Below are 21511 nucleotides of genomic sequence, written 5' to 3' on the forward strand. Positions count from 1 at the left end.
AGGGGATGTTGGCAAGTGGTTTTTTAATTTATGCAGCCCCTACGGGTCTGCATAAATTAACTGCCATAACCTACATTTTTAGTCTGCCATAAACACTTTTTCACTGATTGTCTTTATACCGATCATGATGATTTGGGCAGCACTCAGTTGGAGTCTGGCTCCACCGCAGCAGAGCTACTTGATTCAAACAGATCCCGCTACGTCTGACATTCAGCAAAGCTTTAATAATTCAGCGTTGCAAATCGGGATTTCGCTTGGATCAGCATTTGGCGGCATCGTGTTGAGTCAAACCGGTACCGTTTCCAGTACAGCTTGGTTTGGCAGCGCCTTGGTGATTGTTTCCTTACTATGCGCGGTCTTTTCGTTAACGAGAAAGACGACAAAAAAGGAAGGTGCAACGGCCAAGGTCTAAAACTTCAAGGCATCGAACCCCGCCCACCCCCAAGGTGGACGGGGCCTTTTTTATATAAGCATCTGTACCGCTGCTCTTTACAATCGCAATAGGGGGCTTACACTGACACTTGAGAAGTAGGGTTGATTTTTTCCAAATTGTTGTGAGACTGTAAGGAATTCCAGTCAGTTTGCCAATCAAATAGAGCACCTCCCAGAAAAAAGGTACTCTATACACACGAATCATTAATTCCTTGTTATTCCTTTCCGCTAAACTCTAAAATATTTAAACCCTCGGATGCATCTGGTGCTTCAAAAAATTTAGTAACATGAGTAAACACCGCTTCCGTGTCAAAAGCTGCTCGATCCGGTTGTTCGTTACGCCTTTGTGCTATTTGACGTAAACATTGCTCGTTGCTTAGATTAAGGAAAATTAGTTGATGGCTTGCATTGACCTCTGACGCCATATCCAAAAACCACTTTCGCAGTTTTTGCGTGTTAGCTGGAAAATCCATCACTACATCTGTACCGACACTTAATATATTTTGGACATGCCTTTTCACCAACGGCTTGATCTGCGCTGAAAATTTTAGATAGTCCTCAAAGGATGCAATCTGATCGGGATAAAGAGATGAAAGCCATTCATCCTCAGACAACAGTACCGCCTGTTTATCTATCGCCAATTGTTTTGATTTCGTTGATTTCCCAGCTCCCATTTTTCCGCAGAAAAAGTATATAGTTCCCATTTTTTTCATATTTTTTAACCCCCGCCATTATTTTAGTTTAAACTTTTGCTTCTTCAACTTTATGCTTCGTTAGTTCCCATAGTTAGACATTAAGATTGATATCCTTTACTTATTCTAGCGGTTTCATTTATTTCCTTTTTTAACAAACCCGCCCTTAATTTAACGGTATTTCTTCACAAATTGATCCTGTATTTTCCTTTGTAAATCCTTGATTCTTGTTTTTAAAGTTTTAATACGGACTTCAGAACGGGAGCTTTTCTTGACCTTTGTTATGAAACTAAAAAGAAAAGGGCGCCCTTTTATGGCCCCCCTTTTAAAAACATCATTTACTTATGATACGGTTCACCGTATCTATTGATATGGTAAACTGAAATAAAAATAGTACACTAGGGGGTTCCCCTGGTGTACTAATCAAGATTCTTCAAATCAATCCCGTGAAAGTCTGCAATCTCTTTGATTACTTCCTTCCCTATACGTTTTGCAAAAACTGTTTTTGTATCCGGATTCCATTCTTCATCAGTTTCAAATAAATGAGATAAGTATGGGAGAATAAACGCATAAATAACCAGTGCTGAAGCTACTTCAATATCATAGCGGTTATTCGGAATTCGGCAGCTAGAACTTATAGAGCATTGGCACAGATCATTAAAAATAAAACTTAAGCGATAGTCATCGAGTTTCAACATAACATTCAAACTTCGAATCGGGTGGAATTTACTAACAAATGCCTTTGTTACGAGTAACGTGGGTGTGACTTCGCTTTCTCCTCTAATTATATGGGTTTCATCAGCAATATTCCCTAAAAAGCCCGAAATAGCTTCAACTTCAAACCTTTCTGCAATGAGCTTATTTTTCTCTTCATATTTATAGAACAACCAATAAAACAAATCGCCATCAATTAAGTAATCATTATCTAATGTATCTATGTAGGTCTCATCCTCAAACAACTTTTGCTTTATTTTGTTGAGTGCTGTTTGGCTTGTTGTAAAGATAGCAACATAGACTCTGTCACTGCGTTCAAAGAAAACAGTTCTTACGGTTTCAAAAATTGTTCTCTGGGCTTTAGGAAGCAACTCATCGTTTTCGAACATATTCCTACGATATTTTGAGGTTTCCACATAAGCCTCTTTTACAAGAAACCTTATTGTTTGATTGTTTGGCATTTGTAAAGTGGAAATACCCGGATAATCGGCATACGACCTCCACTTTGAAACAAAGGTTCTCTCTTCTTGTGGAATTCGTGCCAACTGTTCTTCAGTAACGTGTCGTATATCGTCAACTTTCCTAATAGTTAATATATTTTCAATGACGTTCTCAAGACTAGCAATATCGGCTGTTAACCGGTAAAATACGGTGCTCGCCATTAATAAGTCCCCTATTCAAAAATTATTCTGAATGACTTTACCTCATACTTAACCAAAAAAATTTTAAGTGTAAAAAAGACCGCTCTTAAGAGAAACCGTCGTTTTTCAGAAGACCGTAAGCTAACATCTACGTTGCACTTATGGACGTCAAATCGTTTAGGTTTGATTATAAGCTCTGGTCTTAAAATGATGGCATCTTCTTCATCAATTGTATTATGGCCTCTTAATGAGTCAGTCCAATAATATCTTACTTGTCCACTACGATTTTTATATAGATTTTGCAGCGGTGTTGTTGCCCAGCCATTCGATATCTCTGTGTCATATGCATCTGGTCTGTACTTAATGACCAAGTCGCTCCCAAGAGCATTTAATAACAGATTTGTAAGTCGGTTTCCGCCACTTATTTCAACATTAAGTTTGTAATCAGCTTGGCAGTCCATCGGATTTGTAGTGGCTTTCAACTTTTCTTTTGTCAGTGGACGATTGTTTTTACTCAAAAAGCCTACTTCAATCGATAAGGGCTTAAATAACACATGAAAAAATAATAGTTCTAAACAGATTATCAATAGCCCTGACACTGCAAGCGTTATTGCCGATACTATACCCAATACAGCCTTAGGATCAGAAAACCCATGAGCATTCAATAACTGAGTCAATGAATCATTCGCCAATGAAAAAACGAGCCAAATGGCTAATACGTCCGAGAATGTTTTTATAATAATTGCAGTTATTCTGTCCCTCAATGTAACACCTCAGGACCTTTTACCAGATAATCAATCAATAAACTATTCTTTATATATGGCTCCATCGTTTCAAGTGAACTACTAAAGGATATCGTACCATTGTAATGAACATTTATACGCTCGCCAGTTTCAGTGAAACACTCAATTCTAGATATTTTATAACCATCTGCATCAAGGGCTTGAAGACATTCAATTACCGAGTTAAAATCATCTGCCGAAATTGCCTTGCGTAATTCGAGATACATTTCATTGTTAGTCTGAACAAGATCTTCCTCTTCGGTAAATTTGATGTCACCAATATGAATCCCAAACCGACTTTTAGACTTAATAAGTTGTATGAACTTATAATTAGACATTATGTGTTGCTGTACCTTGTAACGGCGGAGCAAGTTATAATGTGAATTCATAAACTCTCTATAATTCTCCGGTTTAACCTGAATACCGAATACTTCGGGATTACTTCCCTTAATGAATTCCACATTAAGTTCTGGCATTACCCTCTCAGTATAGAAAAGCTTAAAAATTTGCATTATAACCCCTCCTTTCGTTTTTGTCAACATTTTACCATAATAGGGGTGCCAAACGCAAGAAAATGTAAATGGGAAGAGGATGGAGTATTAATTCATCCCCTCCCCATTTTTTTACCCCTTGACGATCTCAAACAACTTCTCATAGCTGTTGACAACATCGTACTTCAATCGGTCGGAGTTCAACTTGGCAAAGTGTTTCCGGGCACATTCAATCTTCGCCTTCTCCACTTCACGCAGTTCCATGGATTCCATGGAGCCTTTCGTCTCCGCGATGAAGTAAATGTGCTTCACATCACCTTCCTTGAAAACAATCGCCCAGTCCGGATTGTAATTGCCCATTGGCGTCGGGATGAAAAATCCCCGCGGCAGCTTGGCGTACACCCGGACTTCATTGCTGACATCAAGCTCTTTAGCAAAAGCACGCTCGATCTTAGAATCCGTAACTACATAGTCATAAACGTGCTTCTCAACCGGAATCGCATTTTCCCCCAGTTTCCCGGATAATGTGTTTTTCGTAAATACGTCCGCTTCGAATTTATCATTGAGAACATCATAAGTGATGGATTCAATAATCGTCGTCGCTTTCTGCTCGTTGATCAGCTTGGCGGCACGAATCATGAATTCTTCCGGGTTTTTGCGGAATTGAAGGAAAGTCGCTTCTTTGATCCCCGTTAAAATGGCCACGATCGTCTTTCTCGTCAGCCGCGTTTCGTCCATGAGCTTTCCGACCAAATCGTATTTCACCCGAAAATCCGGTTTCACTTCCACAAGCTCGGTTTTAGTTTCTCGCGTCTGAAAAGCTTCCCCCGACTTTAGCTGTTGCTGGGACTCAATTCGATTCATTTCGCCATGCCTGATTGCATATCGGATCGCAGGCACTTGTAAATGACTGTCCAAAGCCCATACACACTTTTTCACAAGTTCCTCGGAGTCGAATTTGACAGTATACACAGATTTCCGATTGATTTGGTTCCAGAGCTCTTGGAACTCCTTTTTATAAAAATTGTTGTTGACCGTAACGGAAGCTATATTTCGGTTCCGTTCATTATCAGCCAGATTCGATTTACCCTCTACATAAATCGACTTCACCAATTCGACCAACGGTTCCTGAAAGTCCGTCAATTCCTCGGGGAGTTTGAGGCTCTGATTTTCTACAGCGTTAAAATAAACATCCGTCAAATTGTACTGATCATCCACATAATCATTTTTAATAAACGTGTACAGTAACTTGCTTGCTAAGGTATCTTCTAATTTCAATTGCTCTCCGCGTGCATTGTTCAACACCTTATCCAGGAAGAAGTCGCGATCTGCTTTGCGTGGGCGATCGGACAGCGTTTCAGCGATTTCGTTTTGCAGCTGTTTCGCAAATTGCTCGTACGACTCACTGGCAATGACGGTCAACACGTTGATTTCATGAACGTCGATACCTGGTACACTCGAATCCATCCGTTCACCATTCTGATTGACACAAAGCCGCAGTCCCCGCCCGACTTCCTGACGTTTCTTGATGGTGGAATCGCTATGTTTCAGCGTGCAAATCTGGAACACATTCGGATTATCCCAACCTTCCTTAAGAGCAGAGTGGGAGAAGATAAACCGGGTTGGTTCCGAGAAGCTAAGCAATCGTTCTTTATCCCGCATAATCAGGTCATAAGCGTCCGCATCATCGGAGTCCGTCTCTCTTGCCGATACCTTCGGATCGACATAACGGTTGCTTTTCTTATCGATCGAGAAATACCCCTTATGCGTTTCTTTCACTTGTATCCGGTTCAAATATTGGATGTATGGATCATCGGCAAACAGCGACAATTGCTCATTGAGCAAGGCCGTGTATTCTTCCTCAAACATCTCCGCATAAACACCATTAAGCTCTGAACCATCTTTGTCATACTGCCGATACTTCGCTACTTCGTCGATGAAAAAGAGCGAAAGCACTTTAATCCCTTGATGAAACAACGCACGTTCTTTTTCAAAATGGGACTTGATCGTTTCCCGAATCTGAATACGGCGGAAATGCAGTTCTCCTACATCCCCCTGTACGTCACCAGCGTATAAAGTTACGCCGTTTATAAAGCTAATGCTGTTATTTTGTCCATTAATTTCGGACACTTTATATCCCTTGTACTGCTCAAGCTCACCGGATAATTGGTATATATCATCATTTTGTCTGATTTTATGCGTCTTCCTGGCAAGACCCGTTTTTGTCTTCACTTCGAATTCCAGCCGGGCCACCGGAGCCAGCTTCGTGCTCACATCGATGCCTTCCAGATACAGATAGCTGTCCGTGCCGCTTCTTCCTTTGGCCGAAATCCCCTTCACGCTGATTTTTTTCACCAGCTTTTTGTTGTAGGCATCCAGGGCGTCGAGCCGGTACACTTTGTTGTAATCTTCACGATGCGTCGCCGAATAACGCAAGGTGAACAACGGATTGAATGCCTTCAGGGATTCTTTCGTCTGCTTGCCTTCAACGGATTGTGGCTCGTCAATGATCATGATCGGATTCGTGCTCGCCAGCACGTCAATCGGTTTGCGACTGTTGAAGTCATCCAGTTCCATGTAAATGCGTCTTGCATCTTTCCCTCTCGCATTAAAGGCTTGCGAGTTGATAATCATGACATTGATTCCGGCGTCGCTGGCAAATTTCTCAATATGATGCAATTGCTTCGAATTATACACAAAGTATCTTGCCTTTGTACCGTATTCAGACATGAAGTGATCTTTCGTGATCTGGAACGTCTTGAGCACACCTTCGCGAATGGCGATAGAAGGAACAACGACAATAAACTTGCTCCATCCGTATTTTTGGTACAGTTCGAACATGGTACGGATGTACGTATAGGTTTTGCCTGTCCCGGTTTCCATTTCGATCGTCAGATTGTATTTGCCCTCAAGCTTTTCAGATATTTTCAAACCGTTCTTCCGTTGAACCGTTTGGATGTTTTTCAAGATTTCCTGATCAATCAATTGAATGGCGTTGTTCTTGAATCCGATGTTCGCTTGTTCGGCATTCGCGAGATCATCCATGACCATTTGTTCCGGTTTTTGTCTTCTGCCTCGGTCAAGTGTAAATCGGGACAACTCATTAGGTTGCCCCTCAAAGCAATCCACGATACTTTTTACGGCGTCCAACTGAAACTGCTGATGTTTGAATTTGATCTTCAATTTGAGCTCACCACCTTACAGCACTTGGATTTCTGTGCCCGGAGAGAGCATCTTGAATAATTCTTCTACATTGATTCGTGCGGAATCATCTTCAAAGGAACTGTCGCGGAATACAACCCGAAGCGGATGTTCCGCCGCAATTTGTTTAATGACGGATTCCGGCACGTTGTCATCAAAACATGCGATTAAAGAGTTCCCGGCAACGTAATGAACGGTCTTCCCTTCAAGCTGCTTCGTTTCCATAGGTAACGAAAGCTCAAGGCCGAGTTCCAGCATGACTTGAATGAGCAAATCTTCCCCGGTACGATCTTCTTTGATATTGGATGCAAGATCAAACAGTTCACCCTGTTTAAGCTTGTCCGGTGTGTAGTAAACGTCCTTCATGTTCGATGAATCCACGCGGAATACCCGGAAGCCGTAATCGATGTCTGCCCCTGTTTCTTCTTTAATCTTCTTCGCGGCACGACGGATTCGTTCCTTTCCGATTTCGCAGATGTTTTTGTAACCGGCTTTGTAGGCTTCGGAATTTTCGGATGTTGGTTCTGGTAGTTGAACCATGATAAATTTCCGATTGCCTCCGTCATCGGCATTAAGTTGCATAACAGCATGGGCAGTCGTTGCAGACCCAGAGAAGAAGTCAAGAACAATATCGTCACTTTTATCTTCAACAGCCTGATTCAGTATTCCATATAACATTTGAACTGATTTGGGGTAATCGAAATACTGACCATCTAATAAATCTCTTAATTCTTTAGTAGCAACAAAATTTAGAGGAAATATCAAAGTGCTATTATTGTCTTCTCCATCCGACAAATTAGAAGGGAGAATCCACGTTGACAAAGGTTTTTTATTTGATCTCAGTTCAGATAGATGTCTTTTGTACATTGGAGTACCATTCCCACTCGGTGGAAATAGAACTTTTCCTTCCATAATCAATCTTTCCATACGAGCTTTCTCATACACCCAAACTCTATTGGGATTACACTGATAAGTAATTCCTGTATTTGGGTCAGTAATAGGATAAAATAAGTTAGGTCTTTCTGAAGCTGTTTTGTTACATGTTAAATTATCTCTTGCCCAAGGCCCTCTTGGATCATTGTCAGGATTTTGGTAATTCTCTGTTGATTTAATGATACCATTGAATACAAAAGCCTCTGTTTTTGCATAAGAGATAATATACTCTTGGTCATTACTAACAAAAAAACGTTTCGAATCGTTTGCTCCTGTTCTCCTTTTCCAAACAAAAATACCTACAAAATTACTTGCTCCAAATACTTCATCGCACAATTTTTTTATATTATCAATTTCATTATCATCTATACTGATAAAAATAACTCCATCTTCCTTAAGCAATTGTCTAGCTATTTTCAACCTCGAATACATCATAGTCAACCAATCACTGTGAAAACGGCCGTTCGACTCTGTGTTCTGAAAAAGGCGATTACCCTGTTCATCTATTTGACCTGTCTCCTCAAGGTACTCTTCAGCAGATTCTCTAAAATCATCTTTATAAACAAAATCCTTACCCGTATTATAAGGGGGATCAATATAGATGCATTTTATCTTATTCAAATACGACTCCTGAAGCAGCTTCAACACCTCAAGATTATCGCCTTCAATGTACAAGTTCTGCGTATTATCCCAATCAACGCTGTCTTCCTTAACCGGACGCAATGTTTTGTCAATCGGCGTGTTCGCATTAAGGATAGCCTGTTTCTTCCCAGGCCAAGTAAGCTGATACCGTTCTTTTTCACCCTCAACAAGAACATCGGAAAGTTCCTGCTTCAACAAATCAAAATCGACCGCTAGTTTGATTTTTCCATGTTCATCTCTAGCTTCGGTAATCACGTTGGGGAACAACTCTGCAATCTTGTAGATATTGACTCGAGTCAAATCAACCGACTTCATCGTCAATTTTTTCATAAGTACGCCTCCGATTACTCATCGAGTAGTTGTTTCAGTTCTTTTCTCTTGCGTTGTAGTTCCATGTTCAATTCAACCTTCTTGTTGAATTGTTTTTCAGCCCGAATCCTGGACTCCAGCCGCTGGCATTCTTGCGTCAGTTTGTCAATTTGGGCTTGCCGCTCCAAAACGGCTGTAAGCTCGATTTCCGGCTTCACCTTGATTGGAAGAAGTTGACGAATGATGTTCTCATAAACAGCCTTCAGATCGAGTCCTTGGAGAATGTCGAGTTTGATACTCTCCACCGGCTGCCAGTCCGTCTCATGGTAAGAACGGATGACAGATCGATTGTCGTCGGTCTGATTTCGTTCTTTATACGCGATGGCAAGCTTGGCCTGATCCTCAACCATCAAGACATGCAAGATGGGATAAGGGATTGCCTTGTCTATACTCCGTAGCAAGTCAAGGGAGTAGGTTTGCTCCTTCAAATGAATCTCGAATATCTGAATTTCTTCAATGTCGTCTTTCGGATCGAGACGAATCGTCTCCTTGGATAACTTGTGTTTCCAGAGGATCGATTCGACTTGTTCAGTAAACAATTCCTTCAGATGTTGGTTTGCATGCAGCTTCTCATAAAATTTGTTCTTCGGAATTTTGCGGTTTACGAGTGTACTTGACGGCAATTGAAACATCATGTATTCACCTGCCTGATGACGACAAAGGTGAGGAGTTCAAAGTCCTCAAGCCCTTTAATCGAGTCGATCAATGCTGTCGTGCCTCCCGAACTGAACAAGCTATCCAGATCGTTTTCTTCCTTTACCTGAACAATCGAGCGGATGGTCTCTTCCAATAGCATGGAATACATGTCCATTTTTTTGCCGTCTTTCGTCGCTTGATTGAAACTGCGGCAAGCATCCATCATCGGTTCGGATTGCCCTCTGCATAGAGCTCGCAAAATATCCAGTGTCTTTTTGACATCCATATGATTGGTGATGACTTCGCCGTCTTCGCTCATATAGACAAGGTAAAAGGGATGCAGCCGATTTTGCTTGTCAGGGTTCAGCACCTCATTGACATTGCGAAGAACAAAGATGACACCGGGTTTTGCTCCCTTCTCTTCGTCAGCAGCCACAACTGTATGCAGTCCGCTTGGAACAGAATCAAGTTCTCCGTTCTCCTTGACATAGTTCACCAAGTCCATGCGAAAATCATTTAGGCCCAAATCGGTAATGGAGACGCCCGTATTCATATCATCCAGATCAACGACTTCCCTTTGCAATCGATGAAGCTGCTGCTTCCGATATTCCAGATCGCTGGATTGATTGAACAGAACATTATCATCGCCGGTTGCTGTCATATCCATGATGACCATGCGATTCTCGACCCGTTCTTTTAACTGGATGTATTCATCCAGCGTCATGTTGGGCCAGAAATTCACCAATTGAATCTCCTTGTTCTGCGACCCGATCCGGTCTATCCGACCGAATCGCTGAATAATTCGCACCGGATTCCAGTGAATGTCATAGTTGATCAGATAGTCGCAATCTTGCAAGTTTTGCCCCTCAGAAATACAATCGGACGCAATGAGCAAATCAATCTCGCCTTTGACATCCGGCATGGTCAGCTTCTTCTCCTTGGATCGAGGCGAGAAGCAAGTCAACAATGTGCTGATATCATTCCGCAAACCAGCGGTGTTTTTGTTCTCATCGCTTCCGACGATTTTGGCCGTGTCGATATTGTACTTCGCCTTCATGTACGCAGATAAATGCGTGTACAAGTACGCCGCGGTATCCGTGAACGCACTGAAAACGATGACTTTGCGGTTGCCGGGATTGATCGGATGATTGATTTTGTGATCAATCACCTGCTTCAACGTGTTTAGCTTCGCATCATGTTCAGGCGTAACTTTCTGCATTTCAGTCAGCAACGCGAAGAGAATGTTATGGTCGTTCGTCAAATCTTCTTTCCAGCGAAGAACATCCATATCAGACAAATTGATCTTAATTGTATCCCCGATGCTGAAATCATCGTCCAGCCAATCGTCATCGTCCAGATTGGCATCCTCAATATCGGTATAACCTACAGCGTCGGATTTCCCGCTTCTCTCAAACGCTTCGATTTGCTGTAGCGTCTGATCGATTTTGGAGACAATCTTGGAAAGGGTCAATCGGAAAGATTCCACTGAGCTTTCCAGGCGTTTCAGCAGGTTGATCCGCATCAAGAGCTGCAAGCTGCCTTCGCGATCCATCTGCCTGAAGTTCCCGCTCCCGCCCCTTACACTGGTGTCATACAACTCTTCATAGAAACGCAATCGGCTCGGCTGAATGTATTTGAATGGTGCATAGATGCCGAGATTGATTCTGGACAACTCTATAAAAATTTCATTATACCCGATCACATCCGCTCTGTCGGTCAAATCGCAGAACTTGGATAGAGGCGGCAGCCGTCTGGGGAACTCGCCGATCTCCTCCGCTTTGTAATACTTCTGGATATGCTTGCGTGACCGGGCGATCGTCAAGCTGTCCAACAGCTCGAAAAAGTCGAAGTCGAGCATACCAAGAAGCGTCTCCGTTGTCCGCTCAGCAACATCCATCTTAGACCACTGGTTAAACGCGGACTGGGCTCGTTTGAAGATGTCGTTAATCCCCCGCTCCGTCCCCAACTTGCTGTTGATTTCTTCAGGATTCCCTTCATAAGCCAAGGCAAGCTGGTTGCGAAGATCCATGAATTTGTTGTTCACCGGAGTAGCGGAGAGCATGAGCACTTTCGTTTTCACGCCGCTTTTCAACACTTTCCGCATCAGCTTCTGATACCGCGTCTCTTTATCTTTCTTGGCTTCGTTGTTACGGAAGTTATGTGACTCATCAATGACGAGCAAATCATAATTACCCCAGTTCAATCGGTCAAGCGGGATATCGTTTGATTTGCCTCTTTCCCGCGATATGTCCGTATGGTAGAGTACATCATAGCGGAATCGGTCAGCATACAAAATATTGTTGGTTACATTCTGTTTATAGGTAAGCCAGTTGTCGCCGAGTTTTTTGGGACATAGCAACAACACGGACTTGTTGCGAAGTTCATAGTATTTAATGATGCCAAGAGCCGTAAATGTTTTTCCCAGACCAACGCTGTCTGCAAGGATGCATCCGTTGTACTTTTCCAGTTTATTGATCGCACCAAGAACTGCGTCTTTCTGGAAATGATAGAGACGTTTCCAGATTTCCGTCTCTTTGAATCCAGTTGCTTCGTTGGGCAAAATGTCTTCTGTGATGTCTGATAGGAACTCGTTGAAGATATTGTACAAAATGACGTAGTAAATGAACTCCGGAGAGTTCTCTTTATACACCGATGAAATATGCTCCACAACTTGGTTCGTGACATCTTCAAGCTTGCTTTTGTCATTCCATACCTGATCGAACAGATCGAAATACATTTTGGTAAACGGAGCTTCTGTGAACTTGTTCACCATCTTGGAGAGAGCATTGCCCTTTTCATAACCAAGATCAACGGTCGTAAAGCCATCGATCGGCATATAGGTGATCGGCTCGTTTGCAGTCTGCACATTCAGCATGCCTTGCATCGATCCTGAAGTACGGTTCGATTTGAACGTGACTTTTTTACGAATCCAGTCACTGCATTCTTTTGCAATCGCTTTGAGTGTCAATTCGTTTTTGAGCCGGATTTCAAATTCGGTGCCGTACAAGCTTTTTTCCCGGTTCCGTTTCGGGATATAAAATTCCCGCTTCTCCTTCTTTATACTATCCGCAATAAAGGTGGGAGAGGTGAAGATGAACCGGACTTCTTCCACCTGATTCAGTTCTCTCATTAAGGCTTCGTATGCATAAATGGAGAAGCATGATGCAGCAATCGATACCTTGCTTCCTTTACGAACCTCTAGTTTCAAATTTTCGCCGAGAAGATTGTCGATATTATTGATGATTTCCATAGTTCACCTCTTGTTCCGCCCGAAACCACGCAACTTTTCCTATTCGACATCCCCCGTTGAAATTCCTTGTTTGAAGTAGTTCTGATTTCCTATTTGAGGAAATATATTGTTCGATGATGACTTTTGTAACGTGAATTGGGTGGTGAACTTGAAAAAATTGATGTTTCGGCCTCAGCACCGCCTTACCCAGGCAAGAATTCCAATGAAACAAGCCAAAAGTCCACAAAAACAATTGATAAAGAGTTACTGTCGGCAAATCATTATTCTATATATCGTCAATATTGATAAATTGTAACGTAACACAGAAAAAGCCGAACCATCAAGTTCAGCCCGTAGTTTAAAACCCAGCCTTATTAATCGTATATCTAACCTCGTTTGCTCTCTTTTGCTCCAGCATTTTTTAACAAGTCAGCTATCTCTGTCAGTCCAGATTCCTTGGCGAATTGTAGCAAATATTTTTCTACCGCTTTCCATATCGCCGATTCAGTGCTTACATTTGGATCGGCACCCGAATCCAGAAGAAACTTGGCCATTTCAATATCATCATTTTCTACAGCGTAATTCAAAGCCGTTTTTCCTGCTCTCATGTAGTTGGGATTGGCTCCGTGTTTCAATAGAAGCTCCATGATTTTCATATTTTTGTTTCCGGCAGCCACTAATATGGCATTGGATTGAGTAGGGTCGGCTCCGTCGGCCAATAAATTAGCGACATCATTGCTATTGTTTTGGAATGCCGCTTGGGTCAATTCGTCTGCACTGTCGAATTTATCCTTATACAATACTTCTGCTGGCACCAAGTTTTCCCATGCTTTGGTTGAAGTCTTGCCGCTCGTTACAATTGGCCGTAAAGGCGGCTTGGATGGCTCAATTTTATCCGCAATGTAAAACATGCCTGCTGTCAGTCCGACCGTCATCAGCAGACTGCATACTGCAACCGAAATAATGAATCCGGCCCTTTTCCTTGGTACTTCTTGACGTTGACGCATGCTCTGCGGTTGATCATTCTCGGATATATTATCCCGGTTTACAGGTTTTCCGCATTGAGCACAGAAGTTTTTATCTTCGCGATATTTGTGTACTAAGGATTCACTGAGATCAGCGAAATTCTCGAAAGAAATATGTATCCCTGAAAAGCCCGAAAGAGCCAGTTGATATTTCTACAGGACTGGGAAAGTTAATTTACCAGATTGCTGCTTCATTCGCAGAGCATGAACGCAATTCCATTGTGAACGGGTAAAATCAGGTATGTTATAGAGAGCAGAAAAAGGAGAATCATCGGTGGCAAGGTCTTGGGCTATGATAGCGTTAATAAGAGCCTTGTTATCAACGATAAAGAAGCTGTCATCGTCCGCAAAATATTTAATTACGCCAATCAAGGACTGGGATTCAAGGCCATTACCCGACGCCTGAGTGAAGAAGGCTATCGTTCCAAGATAGAAAAGCCTCCCAATGTTTGCGGGATAAAAACGATACTGAACAACCCCCTCTACATTGGAAAGATACGATACAATCAGCTTCGGAATTGGTCGGAAAAACGCCGAAAGGGGAAAAACCCTGACTTCCTCGTTGTTGATGGAACGCATGAGCCGATTATCACATCTGATATATGGGAAAGCGTCCACCAGAAGCTCGGTCAACGTTCAAACAAGCCTTCCCGCTCCCATCAGCCATAGATTTTAAGCGGTTTATTAAAATGCCCTGCCTGCGGTCATGGAATGGTTCCAGCCCGATCCAAGGGGGCCGGAGGCAAATCGTATCGATATTATGTCTGCGGACAGTTTCACAATAAAGGCAAGTCTGTTTGCCGCTCAAATATGATGCCGGCTGATATTGCCGAGGACCAAGTGCTTCAGGAACTTGTAAAAGCAGCGTCGAGGCCAGACATCCTTCGGCAACTCGTTGATAAAATCAATGTCAATGCAATGCGTTGAAATTCCGACGCTCCGATAATCGCGGAAAAGAAGGCGGTTGTTGCAGAGCTTAATTACATCAATAAAAAACTTCAAAAGATCAAAGATAACATTCTGAATGATCCTGAGTTGGTTGGATACTTCAAGTCGGGCTTGATAGAAACGCACTCCAAACAGGAACAGCTTCAAAAGCGATTGGAAGCTATTGAAGCTGAACTGGATGGGCAAAACAAAAAACCGGTTGACCCTGACTCTTTGCATAATTTGCTGAGTCTGATCAAGGACGCACTACTAAAAGCAGATGCGGATGAACAAAAGGCGTTACTGCGATTGGTGGTTGAAAGTATCCGCATAACCAAGGATGCTCCCAAGCGAGTCGATCGGCAGATTAGCCAAATCAACCTTCTATTTGACTTTACTATCGAAACATTGCAGAAGGATTCCTCGATACTCCTTACCCGCCTAGCGGCGATCCAAGAATGTGACTTTATTTCCCCGCTTGAACCTTATGTGCTAGACAATCTGAACAGCATCGATACCGACAGCCTAAGGGACTTAATGAAGTCCCTTAACATTTTACCTTTATTTGTGGTACGGTTCACCGAGTTTTGAAAATCTGCAACGATTTTCCCAATGGTAGACAAAAACTTGCCATATACATGGCAAAAAGCTCTTGCCATTGCTGTAAGAGCTTTTTGCGTAGAATTAGTTTTCATCGATAAAGGCACTACCATGTGACATTTTTTTCTCAATAACCTCTACAACAAAATCAATAATTTTCACTTTGGTCTTCCATCTCCTTACTTTTTGTGAAGGATCAAGACCATTTACAGCAACAATTTTCTTAATAGCTTCTATATCATATTGTTCTAAATTGTTACGCAGTCCCTCTGCCCCTTCTTTTGAAAAAATTGAAAACACATCGGAAATATCTGTCTCTATATTGTCTTTGACCACGTTCACTATTGATTGCTTCTCGTCATCCTTAAATGTTATGTCTGTTACAGAGGAAAAAGCTGTCCTATACTGTTCGAGTAGGTATTTAGCTAACTCTTGGTCATTCTCCACTCTTTCAGCTATCTTATACAAGATAAATGCTACTTTTTTGTTAAAATCCTTATCATTATAATCCAACATACTGCATAAACTCCCTTGTTAAGTTCGTGAATGCTTCCATTGAATTTGATCCTGACCATCCATACTTTTGTTTTAGCGTATTTATTCCCACTAACTCATAGTCAGTTGCATCAGAAACTTTTGATGCTAATGGAATTATCGTTTTAAATATTCTCGGCATTTTTCCTTCTTGAGCCTGTGCCTCTAGTTGGTTCTTTGTTAAAGTATGGTTCTGAACATTTGATCTAAACATAGATATAACCACACCTAAAGGTTGAACATTAGATTCTGTTCTACGATTGAAACTTTTCACACTAGTTAATATCTGCGGAATACCATATGTAGAAAGTCGATTAGGAATAACAGGAATTAAGAATGAATCGCTAATATTTAACCCATTTTGTGTAACTATTCCCAAATTGGGAGGACAATCAATCAATACTATATCATAGTCATCCAATCTATCCTTGACTGCCTTCTTCAATACATCAATAGGTCTCATTAACGCAGTTTGTCCAATATTAATTAGTCTATCCTGTATTTGAATAAAGTCTAGACTAGATGGCAAAAGGTGTAAATTGCTTAGTCCTCCTTGCAGATTAGAGGTCTTCTTTACAATTGATTGCTCTAAATCAAAAGTACTAGTATCATCTATATGGTCTTTAAATAAGTTAAATAATGTTAAGCCTTTTTTATTACGTTTACCCCATTCCTTTTCTCCTATCAATGCCACTGTTGCGTTGGTCTGAGGATCTAAGTCAATTACCAGTACTTTAAGGTTATGCTCAACTACTAAAAATTCAGCTAATGCTACGGTTACGGTTGTTTTTCCAACACCGCCTTTAAGATTTATAACGCTAACAACTTTTGACACGACAATTATCCCCCTTCATTACTAATACAAGCTCATATTACACTTTTTTACAGGTACTTTGAACTACTACTTTTGAAATTCATCTCTTTACTTCCCGCTCCCCTGCTGAAAAAATGCCAAAAAAGTGGGATTTCCCCGCTTCATCAGCAAAAAGGGGATGAATTGAAATGAACAACCAAAAAGCTTCCGAACGCTACGAGCATCTTATTGACGAAGAAGATCACCTGGTAGCACAAATTGAAACCTACAACCAGATGATCGAATCCACGCTCACTTACACCTACACGAATGCCATCAATTTGCACCTTGAAACGCTCAAAGACGTACTGACCGACATTCACCACAAGAACCAACAAGCCCAACTCCAGCTTCTTCATGTGAAACTGGAAAAGAACACCCTCGCTCATAGGCTGAAGCACATCAATAATAGCAATACCCCATCCTCTGCTTGAGGAATGGGGCTAATCGTGTTGCTTCCAAAATTTATATGTTTTTCTGTTCATCAATTGTCGCCAGTATGTCTTTTGCAAGCCGATGAACCATCTTAACTTCTTGAATATTGCGTCCAATCAACAATGAATTGAGAGCTTCCAAAACCTGTTTCTTATCAACTTGCTCCTGTTCAGTATCAGCATAATCGAACTGGAATATTTCAACCGGCAATACTCCCAGTGCATCAATAATCTTTTCCAGTGTTTCAAGCGAGATATTCCGATCTCCCCGCTCCACACCGCCAATGTAGGAGTAATGGAGACCAGCTTTTTCTGCAAGGGCTTCCTGTGTTGAGTCTTGCGCTTTTCGTATAGAACGAATCCGTTCACCAACTGACTTTAGAAATGCCGACACCGCAACCACCTCTCTATCAGACTAGAGAAGCGGGACACCCTACAACAGTAACGGAAAGTCAAAACCAAATGCTTTAATTGTACTCATGAGTACTGTATATTAGTTTTGTACTACTTTTTCCAATTTAGAAGGGATGAGCGAACATGGAAAACACAAAAATCTATGTCATGGTAAATAAAGAAAACGGAGCAAAAGTGGAGTGTACCGAAAAGTTCTTACCTGAGTGGTTTGCTCGGGGTTTTGAAGTGGACAGTATACGGTTTGGTGAACTTTTAGAGACCGAATCAAGCCAGGATGGGGATAAAGAATGAGACATGGAAAGCTTATCAACGGTATTCTCATTACTTCCATAGTAGTTGCTGGGTGTGGACAGGTACAATCCACACCCCCAGCACAACAACCAACTACCCAAGTCGTCCAAACAAGCACCTCCGCTCCCGCTCCCAATCCTGAATTAGACAAACAGCTTGTAAAGGCAGTTGAAGCAATCGATTCGGCAACTGTAGAATCTTTGCTGAAGCAAGGAGCGAATCCCAATACCAAAGATTCTTCAGGTGAGCCGCTTTTGCTTACTACTGCTTTTGGCAGTAGAGACCGAAATAACTTCGCCTTTAATAAAATTGCAAAAATATTGTTGGAACATAAGGCAAATCCAAATGCTACATCCTCACAAGGTGACTCTGTTCTATATTGGGCTGCATACAACGGAAACACAGAATTTGTCAAAATGTTACTTGAAGCAGGTGCTGACCCAAATGGAAAGTACCGAGATGGTTCCACTGCAATACAAGCGGCAGAACCTTTTCCTGAGATCGTTACTCTATTGCATTCGGCAAAGGGCAAAACAACACCAAGTGACAACAATGCTACAGATATTGAAAATCTACCGAGTATCACTCTTGAACTAAAGGGCGTAGACTCTAGCTTAGAAGAGATTTTCAGGAAAAACTTCTCCATTGTTGAAAAAGGACACAACAATTTGATCTATAGGAAATCTGAGATCGTTCAGAAGCTAAAAGAGGCATTCCCTCAAGATCGACCTGACTTGGCAAATGCTAAATTAACTTATGACGCTGCCAGTAACGAAGCTTATTTTACCTTTCAGTACTCACCAAATCCACAGGACTTGGACACGAACTATAATAAACACTTCATGGATGTAAAAATTGCTTCTTACTATTTCATCGAAGAGTCCCTTATTAGCTATTTTCGTCAATGTCAGCAGGAACTATCGCAGAAGGGTATTCAGATGAAGATCCCAAGACGCTATGTTGTCTTTTCCGTCAATGATAATCAGTACCTGCTGTTAAATAGGGTTGCTGACTTTAGGATTGAACTGGTTGTAAAACTAGATAATAAACAGCATCCCACATCCATTTTTGCTAATCTTGCTACTGGGACGCTAAAAGTAACCGTGGAAAAACCTCAACGTCAAGTTACTGGCAAAAACAGTCCAGAAGCTAATCTTATAGCTTTTTTCAATGCCCAATAAGGAAGTGATCTGATAATGCGGTGTACAAATTGCGGAGTTACTATACCTGACAATGCCCGATTTTGTTCTTCATGCGGTCTACAAGTTCCGTCTGAATCAGTATTTGAAGAGACTGTGGCAACGACGGCTCAGGAACTACCACTTTTAGATGAATCAACTAATCAAGCCATATCTGTATCCCAGTCTGAACATATTCTGAATCAAGATGAAGCTTTCCGGCTATTTATCGGGCATAATGCTGATTATTACCTGTCAAAATGGTCAACTTCATCTGACTCAACCAAAAGGGCAGGTTGGAACTGGGCTGCCTTTATCGGGAATGTCTACTGGATGGGGTACAGGAGGATGTATCTGCAAGCACTCATTCTTACTGTTTTTTACATCATTGCTTCCGAATTTCTTTTCTCCAATGTCCTGACTGCCTCCATACCTATCATGCTTATCTGTGGTTTCCTTGGCAACACCATGTATTATCAACATGTGAATAAAAAAATCACAAGCATTAACAACCTATATCGAGAACTATCCACACAACGAGAGAAAATCAAAGAAGTTGGAGGCACTAGCTGGAAAGGTATCGGTGTCGTACTCATCCCCGTTATTGTTACTACTCTATTTTTGTCTAATGGTTACATGAAAGTAGACGAGCAACAAGTAAAAAGCATGGTTCAATTTTATGAACGAGAAGGCTTTCGTTACCAAGATGGCGGGGAGACTTTCTTCCTATATATGAAATCACCGTTTGGTTTTTCCCTTGCCCTTTCTGGAAAAGACCTCAGTAAAATTGAATCAGCCAACGCTTACATCCCACTTGGAGCAGATGCCAACTGGATTTACACTGGTGCAATGATTCGTGGCTTTTTCGATGATGATCGAACTGTAGAACAGGTGAAAAGCTGGGTATCAAAGCAGTTCCAAATATTTAGAAGCGAAAGATACTTTCCAGAACCAACCAAATACATACAGAACAAATACGTCAAAGTACTCTCTGTTGACCCTGGTACAGTCATGCTAATCATCTCCAGCAAAGAAACTGATTAAAAACATAATGAGGGAACCGCTCATCTTGAGTTGGTTCCCTTTTTGCTTAGCTTGCGATCTGCTCAGCATTTCTCTTGTTGACCTCTTCTTGTATCAAATCAGCTAGGAGCTTAATAAACAACAGATATTGTTCTTTCTCATCCCATTCTGTCATAGCTTGGCTCACTCCTTACCAGTCTTGATCTTCTTTTGCTTCTGTTCCTGGTACAATGGCAGGGTCGATCAAACGCTCAATGGTGTAGGTTCCGTTCTTACATTGCCAAGTAATAAATTGATGTTGTTCCAGTTCATCTGCATACCTAACCAGATTTTGTACGGCTCTATTACGATTTTTGCCAATCTTAATCCCCAGCATGGAAAGTAGTGTATCTTCCCTACGAATGAAAACGGGATTAGGAAATACCATGACTGTCATGAACAGATTCTTGGCCCCATTTGAAAGAGTAAGATAATCTGGTGTATATATTCGAATGAGGTTTCCCCACTGGACATTGTGTAAATAGAGTCGCCCCCATTGAGTCGCAAAATAGATATTGTACACGATACTACGGTTACTCCCTGTCCCTATCTCAAAATGGAGTAGCGTTCCATTGATCGGAACATCAAGTGTTCCCTTTTCAGATCGTACCTTATAGATTCCCTCCACTCTCATCTGTGAAAGGCGTTGTAGGGAACGGGTAATGGTAGTTGTAGGGAGCTGTTTATTTGTCACGTTGCCGAGCCGCTTCCGTATTTGTTCTGGAGTAATGCCTATCGCAATGGCTTTTCCATCATGCCATAAGTCAAAAATGTCTGAGGAATCTACTATTTTTAACTGGGCACCTGATAATGATTCATCGACCCACTCCGTAGGGTCTGGTGTGGCAAATGGGCAATGTATTTCCTTTATCTCTGCATAATGGGTCGTGATCGCACGTAAAACGTCTAGATCATTTTGCGTAATTTCTTCGTACTTTCCGTCTATACAAGGCAGTTGTAATCTTACTTCCTCTTTATTACTGGATTGGTATACTCGTTCTGCTGGCAAATCTCCTTTAGAGAGCCTACCCCGATTGCCGCATAGATTCATGGCATCCAATGCTCGCTCACTCAAGAGATGAAAAGCTAGATGCCCTCTTGGCATGCTTGAGGATATAATTTCCATATTATGCACCCCGATACTGTTTTCGATGATAATGAAAAAATCAAACAATCTGGCAATATATCTTATAAAGTTAGGCTAGGCACTTCCCTGCATTCTTACGGAAGCCTACCTTCCTCCCAATATCTCCACGTCCTGATTCCCCACTGATTGCATTACCTTTCACAAGTGGAAGATTTACGAGGACAGGTGTAGAAGGTAAGCGGACAGGTGGTGGATGTAAGAGGGTAACTGGAGGATTTACGAGGAAATCTGCCCCTTTCCCCATACGGAACGGCAATAGGTGAATCCTTAAAAGAGTTTAAAAG

At 41.7% G+C, this 21511-nt stretch carries 20 protein-coding genes and 2 pseudogenes; 9 read left to right on the top strand and 13 right to left on the bottom strand.

Annotated features, from left to right (window positions below; genetic code table 11):
• Positions 1–94: 94 nt before the first annotated feature.
• Positions 95–412, top strand: a pseudogene (locus JOD01_RS16650) (MFS transporter); the annotation flags it as partial.
• A 235-nt stretch (positions 413–647) separates the two neighbouring features.
• Here the strand turns inward: JOD01_RS16650 and JOD01_RS16655 are convergent.
• The 9 genes from JOD01_RS16655 to JOD01_RS16695 all read right to left on the bottom strand — a co-directional run bounded on the left by JOD01_RS16655 (position 648) and on the right by JOD01_RS16695 (position 13697).
• Entirely contained in the window at positions 648–1145 is a 498-nt protein-coding gene (locus JOD01_RS16655) for a P-loop nucleotide/nucleoside kinase family protein (RefSeq protein WP_204519448.1), read from the bottom strand.
• 398 nt (positions 1146–1543) lie between these two features.
• Positions 1544–2500, bottom strand: a complete 957-nt coding sequence (locus tag JOD01_RS16660; RefSeq protein ID WP_204519449.1) for a hypothetical protein — start codon at positions 2498–2500, stop codon at positions 1544–1546.
• Between the two features lie 11 nt (positions 2501–2511).
• Positions 2512–3156, bottom strand: coding sequence for a hypothetical protein (locus tag JOD01_RS16665; protein ID WP_204519450.1), 645 nt, complete (start codon positions 3154–3156; stop codon positions 2512–2514).
• A gap of 83 nt (positions 3157–3239) precedes the next feature.
• Positions 3240–3773: a hypothetical protein gene (locus JOD01_RS16670; RefSeq protein ID WP_204519451.1), complete on the bottom strand. Its 534-nt coding sequence runs from the start codon at positions 3771–3773 to the stop codon at positions 3240–3242.
• Between the two features lie 111 nt (positions 3774–3884).
• Positions 3885–6935 (bottom strand): type III restriction-modification system endonuclease, encoded by a 3051-nt coding sequence (locus JOD01_RS16675; protein ID WP_204519452.1) that lies wholly within the window; start codon positions 6933–6935, stop codon positions 3885–3887.
• Positions 6936–6950: 15 nt separating this feature from the next.
• A complete protein-coding gene (locus tag JOD01_RS16680) occupies positions 6951–8858 on the bottom strand; it encodes a site-specific DNA-methyltransferase (protein ID WP_204519453.1) in 1908 nt (635 codons plus the stop codon).
• A gap of 14 nt (positions 8859–8872) precedes the next feature.
• Positions 8873–9532, bottom strand: a complete 660-nt coding sequence (locus JOD01_RS16685; protein ID WP_239565540.1) for a DUF4391 domain-containing protein — start codon at positions 9530–9532, stop codon at positions 8873–8875.
• On the bottom strand, positions 9529–12783 hold the full coding sequence (locus JOD01_RS16690; protein WP_204519454.1) for a helicase-related protein: 3255 nt from the start codon (positions 12781–12783) through the stop codon (positions 9529–9531). The genes JOD01_RS16685 and JOD01_RS16690 overlap by 4 nt, the downstream gene beginning before the upstream one ends.
• 365 nt (positions 12784–13148) lie before the next feature.
• The gene (locus JOD01_RS16695; RefSeq protein ID WP_204519455.1) at positions 13149–13697 is read right to left on the bottom strand and encodes an ankyrin repeat domain-containing protein; all 549 of its coding nucleotides are present in this window, start codon (positions 13695–13697) and stop codon (positions 13149–13151) included.
• A 375-nt stretch (positions 13698–14072) separates the two neighbouring features.
• On the opposite strand from JOD01_RS16695, the gene JOD01_RS20070 reads away from it, so the two are divergent.
• From JOD01_RS20070 to JOD01_RS16710, 3 genes are all read left to right on the top strand, one after another.
• The gene (locus tag JOD01_RS20070) at positions 14073–14456 is read left to right on the top strand and encodes a recombinase family protein (RefSeq protein ID WP_204519456.1); all 384 of its coding nucleotides are present in this window, start codon (positions 14073–14075) and stop codon (positions 14454–14456) included.
• Positions 14457–14714 carry a recombinase zinc ribbon domain-containing protein gene (locus JOD01_RS20075; protein ID WP_420829101.1) on the top strand — a complete coding sequence of 86 codons (258 nt, stop codon included), beginning with the start codon at positions 14457–14459 and terminating at the stop codon, positions 14712–14714.
• Positions 14715–14822: 108 nt separating this feature from the next.
• On the top strand, positions 14823–15305 hold the full coding sequence (locus JOD01_RS16710) for a hypothetical protein (RefSeq protein ID WP_204519458.1): 483 nt from the start codon (positions 14823–14825) through the stop codon (positions 15303–15305).
• 93 nt (positions 15306–15398) lie between these two features.
• On the opposite strand, the gene JOD01_RS16715 is transcribed toward JOD01_RS16710, so the two are convergent.
• Positions 15399–15830, bottom strand: a complete 432-nt coding sequence (locus JOD01_RS16715; protein ID WP_204519459.1) for a hypothetical protein — start codon at positions 15828–15830, stop codon at positions 15399–15401.
• On the bottom strand, positions 15817–16683 hold the full coding sequence (locus JOD01_RS16720; RefSeq protein WP_204519460.1) for an AAA family ATPase: 867 nt from the start codon (positions 16681–16683) through the stop codon (positions 15817–15819). The genes JOD01_RS16715 and JOD01_RS16720 overlap by 14 nt, the downstream gene beginning before the upstream one ends.
• Positions 16684–16850: 167 nt before the next feature.
• On the opposite strand from JOD01_RS16720, the gene JOD01_RS16725 reads away from it, so the two are divergent.
• Complete coding sequence (locus tag JOD01_RS16725; RefSeq protein ID WP_204519461.1) at positions 16851–17135, top strand: hypothetical protein; 285 nt, start codon at positions 16851–16853, stop codon at positions 17133–17135.
• A gap of 31 nt (positions 17136–17166) precedes the next feature.
• On the opposite strand, the gene JOD01_RS16730 is transcribed toward JOD01_RS16725, so the two are convergent.
• Positions 17167–17529, bottom strand: a complete 363-nt coding sequence (locus JOD01_RS16730; protein WP_204519462.1) for a helix-turn-helix domain-containing protein — start codon at positions 17527–17529, stop codon at positions 17167–17169.
• 143 nt (positions 17530–17672) lie between these two features.
• On the opposite strand from JOD01_RS16730, the gene JOD01_RS16735 reads away from it, so the two are divergent.
• The 4 genes and pseudogenes from JOD01_RS16735 (at position 17673) to JOD01_RS16745 (ending at position 20062) form a co-directional block, all read left to right on the top strand.
• Positions 17673–17840 (top strand): hypothetical protein, encoded by a 168-nt coding sequence (locus JOD01_RS16735; RefSeq protein WP_204519463.1) that lies wholly within the window; start codon positions 17673–17675, stop codon positions 17838–17840.
• Positions 17837–19021, top strand: coding sequence for an ankyrin repeat domain-containing protein (locus tag JOD01_RS16740; RefSeq protein ID WP_204519464.1), 1185 nt, complete (start codon positions 17837–17839; stop codon positions 19019–19021). The genes JOD01_RS16735 and JOD01_RS16740 overlap by 4 nt, the downstream gene beginning before the upstream one ends.
• A 15-nt stretch (positions 19022–19036) precedes the next feature.
• Positions 19037–19099, top strand: a pseudogene (locus JOD01_RS20080) (zinc-ribbon domain-containing protein); the annotation flags it as partial.
• A gap of 36 nt (positions 19100–19135) precedes the next feature.
• The gene (locus tag JOD01_RS16745) at positions 19136–20062 is read left to right on the top strand and encodes a DUF2628 domain-containing protein (RefSeq protein WP_338028577.1); all 927 of its coding nucleotides are present in this window, start codon (positions 19136–19138) and stop codon (positions 20060–20062) included.
• A gap of 169 nt (positions 20063–20231) precedes the next feature.
• On the opposite strand, the gene JOD01_RS16750 is transcribed toward JOD01_RS16745, so the two are convergent.
• Entirely contained in the window at positions 20232–21206 is a 975-nt protein-coding gene (locus tag JOD01_RS16750; RefSeq protein WP_204519466.1) for a hypothetical protein, read from the bottom strand.
• Positions 21207–21511: the final 305 nt, after the last annotated feature.

The sequence above is a fragment of the Brevibacillus fulvus genome, from assembly GCF_016908525.1.
GTDB classification, from domain to species: Bacteria; Bacillota; Bacilli; order Brevibacillales; family Brevibacillaceae; genus Brevibacillus_G; species Brevibacillus_G fulvus.

Coding starts and splice junctions, on each gene's coding strand:
- JOD01_RS16690 (WP_204519454.1), bottom strand. CDS start 12,783: ATGGAAATCATCAATAATATCGACAATCTTCTCGGCGAAAATTTGAAA.
- JOD01_RS16740 (WP_204519464.1), top strand. CDS start 17,837: ATGAGACATGGAAAGCTTATCAACGGTATTCTCATTACTTCCATAGTA.
- JOD01_RS16750 (WP_204519466.1), bottom strand. CDS start 21,206: ATGGAAATTATATCCTCAAGCATGCCAAGAGGGCATCTAGCTTTTCAT.
- JOD01_RS16725 (WP_204519461.1), top strand. CDS start 16,851: ATGAACAACCAAAAAGCTTCCGAACGCTACGAGCATCTTATTGACGAA.
- JOD01_RS16685 (WP_239565540.1), bottom strand. CDS start 9,532: ATGATGTTTCAATTGCCGTCAAGTACACTCGTAAACCGCAAAATTCCG.
- JOD01_RS16715 (WP_204519459.1), bottom strand. CDS start 15,830: ATGTTGGATTATAATGATAAGGATTTTAACAAAAAAGTAGCATTTATC.
- JOD01_RS16695 (WP_204519455.1), bottom strand. CDS start 13,697: ATGACGGTCGGACTGACAGCAGGCATGTTTTACATTGCGGATAAAATT.
- JOD01_RS16660 (WP_204519449.1), bottom strand. CDS start 2,500: ATGGCGAGCACCGTATTTTACCGGTTAACAGCCGATATTGCTAGTCTT.
- JOD01_RS16735 (WP_204519463.1), top strand. CDS start 17,673: ATGGAAAACACAAAAATCTATGTCATGGTAAATAAAGAAAACGGAGCA.
- JOD01_RS16655 (WP_204519448.1), bottom strand. CDS start 1,145: ATGAAAAAAATGGGAACTATATACTTTTTCTGCGGAAAAATGGGAGCT.
- JOD01_RS16670 (WP_204519451.1), bottom strand. CDS start 3,773: ATGCAAATTTTTAAGCTTTTCTATACTGAGAGGGTAATGCCAGAACTT.
- JOD01_RS16680 (WP_204519453.1), bottom strand. CDS start 8,858: ATGAAAAAATTGACGATGAAGTCGGTTGATTTGACTCGAGTCAATATC.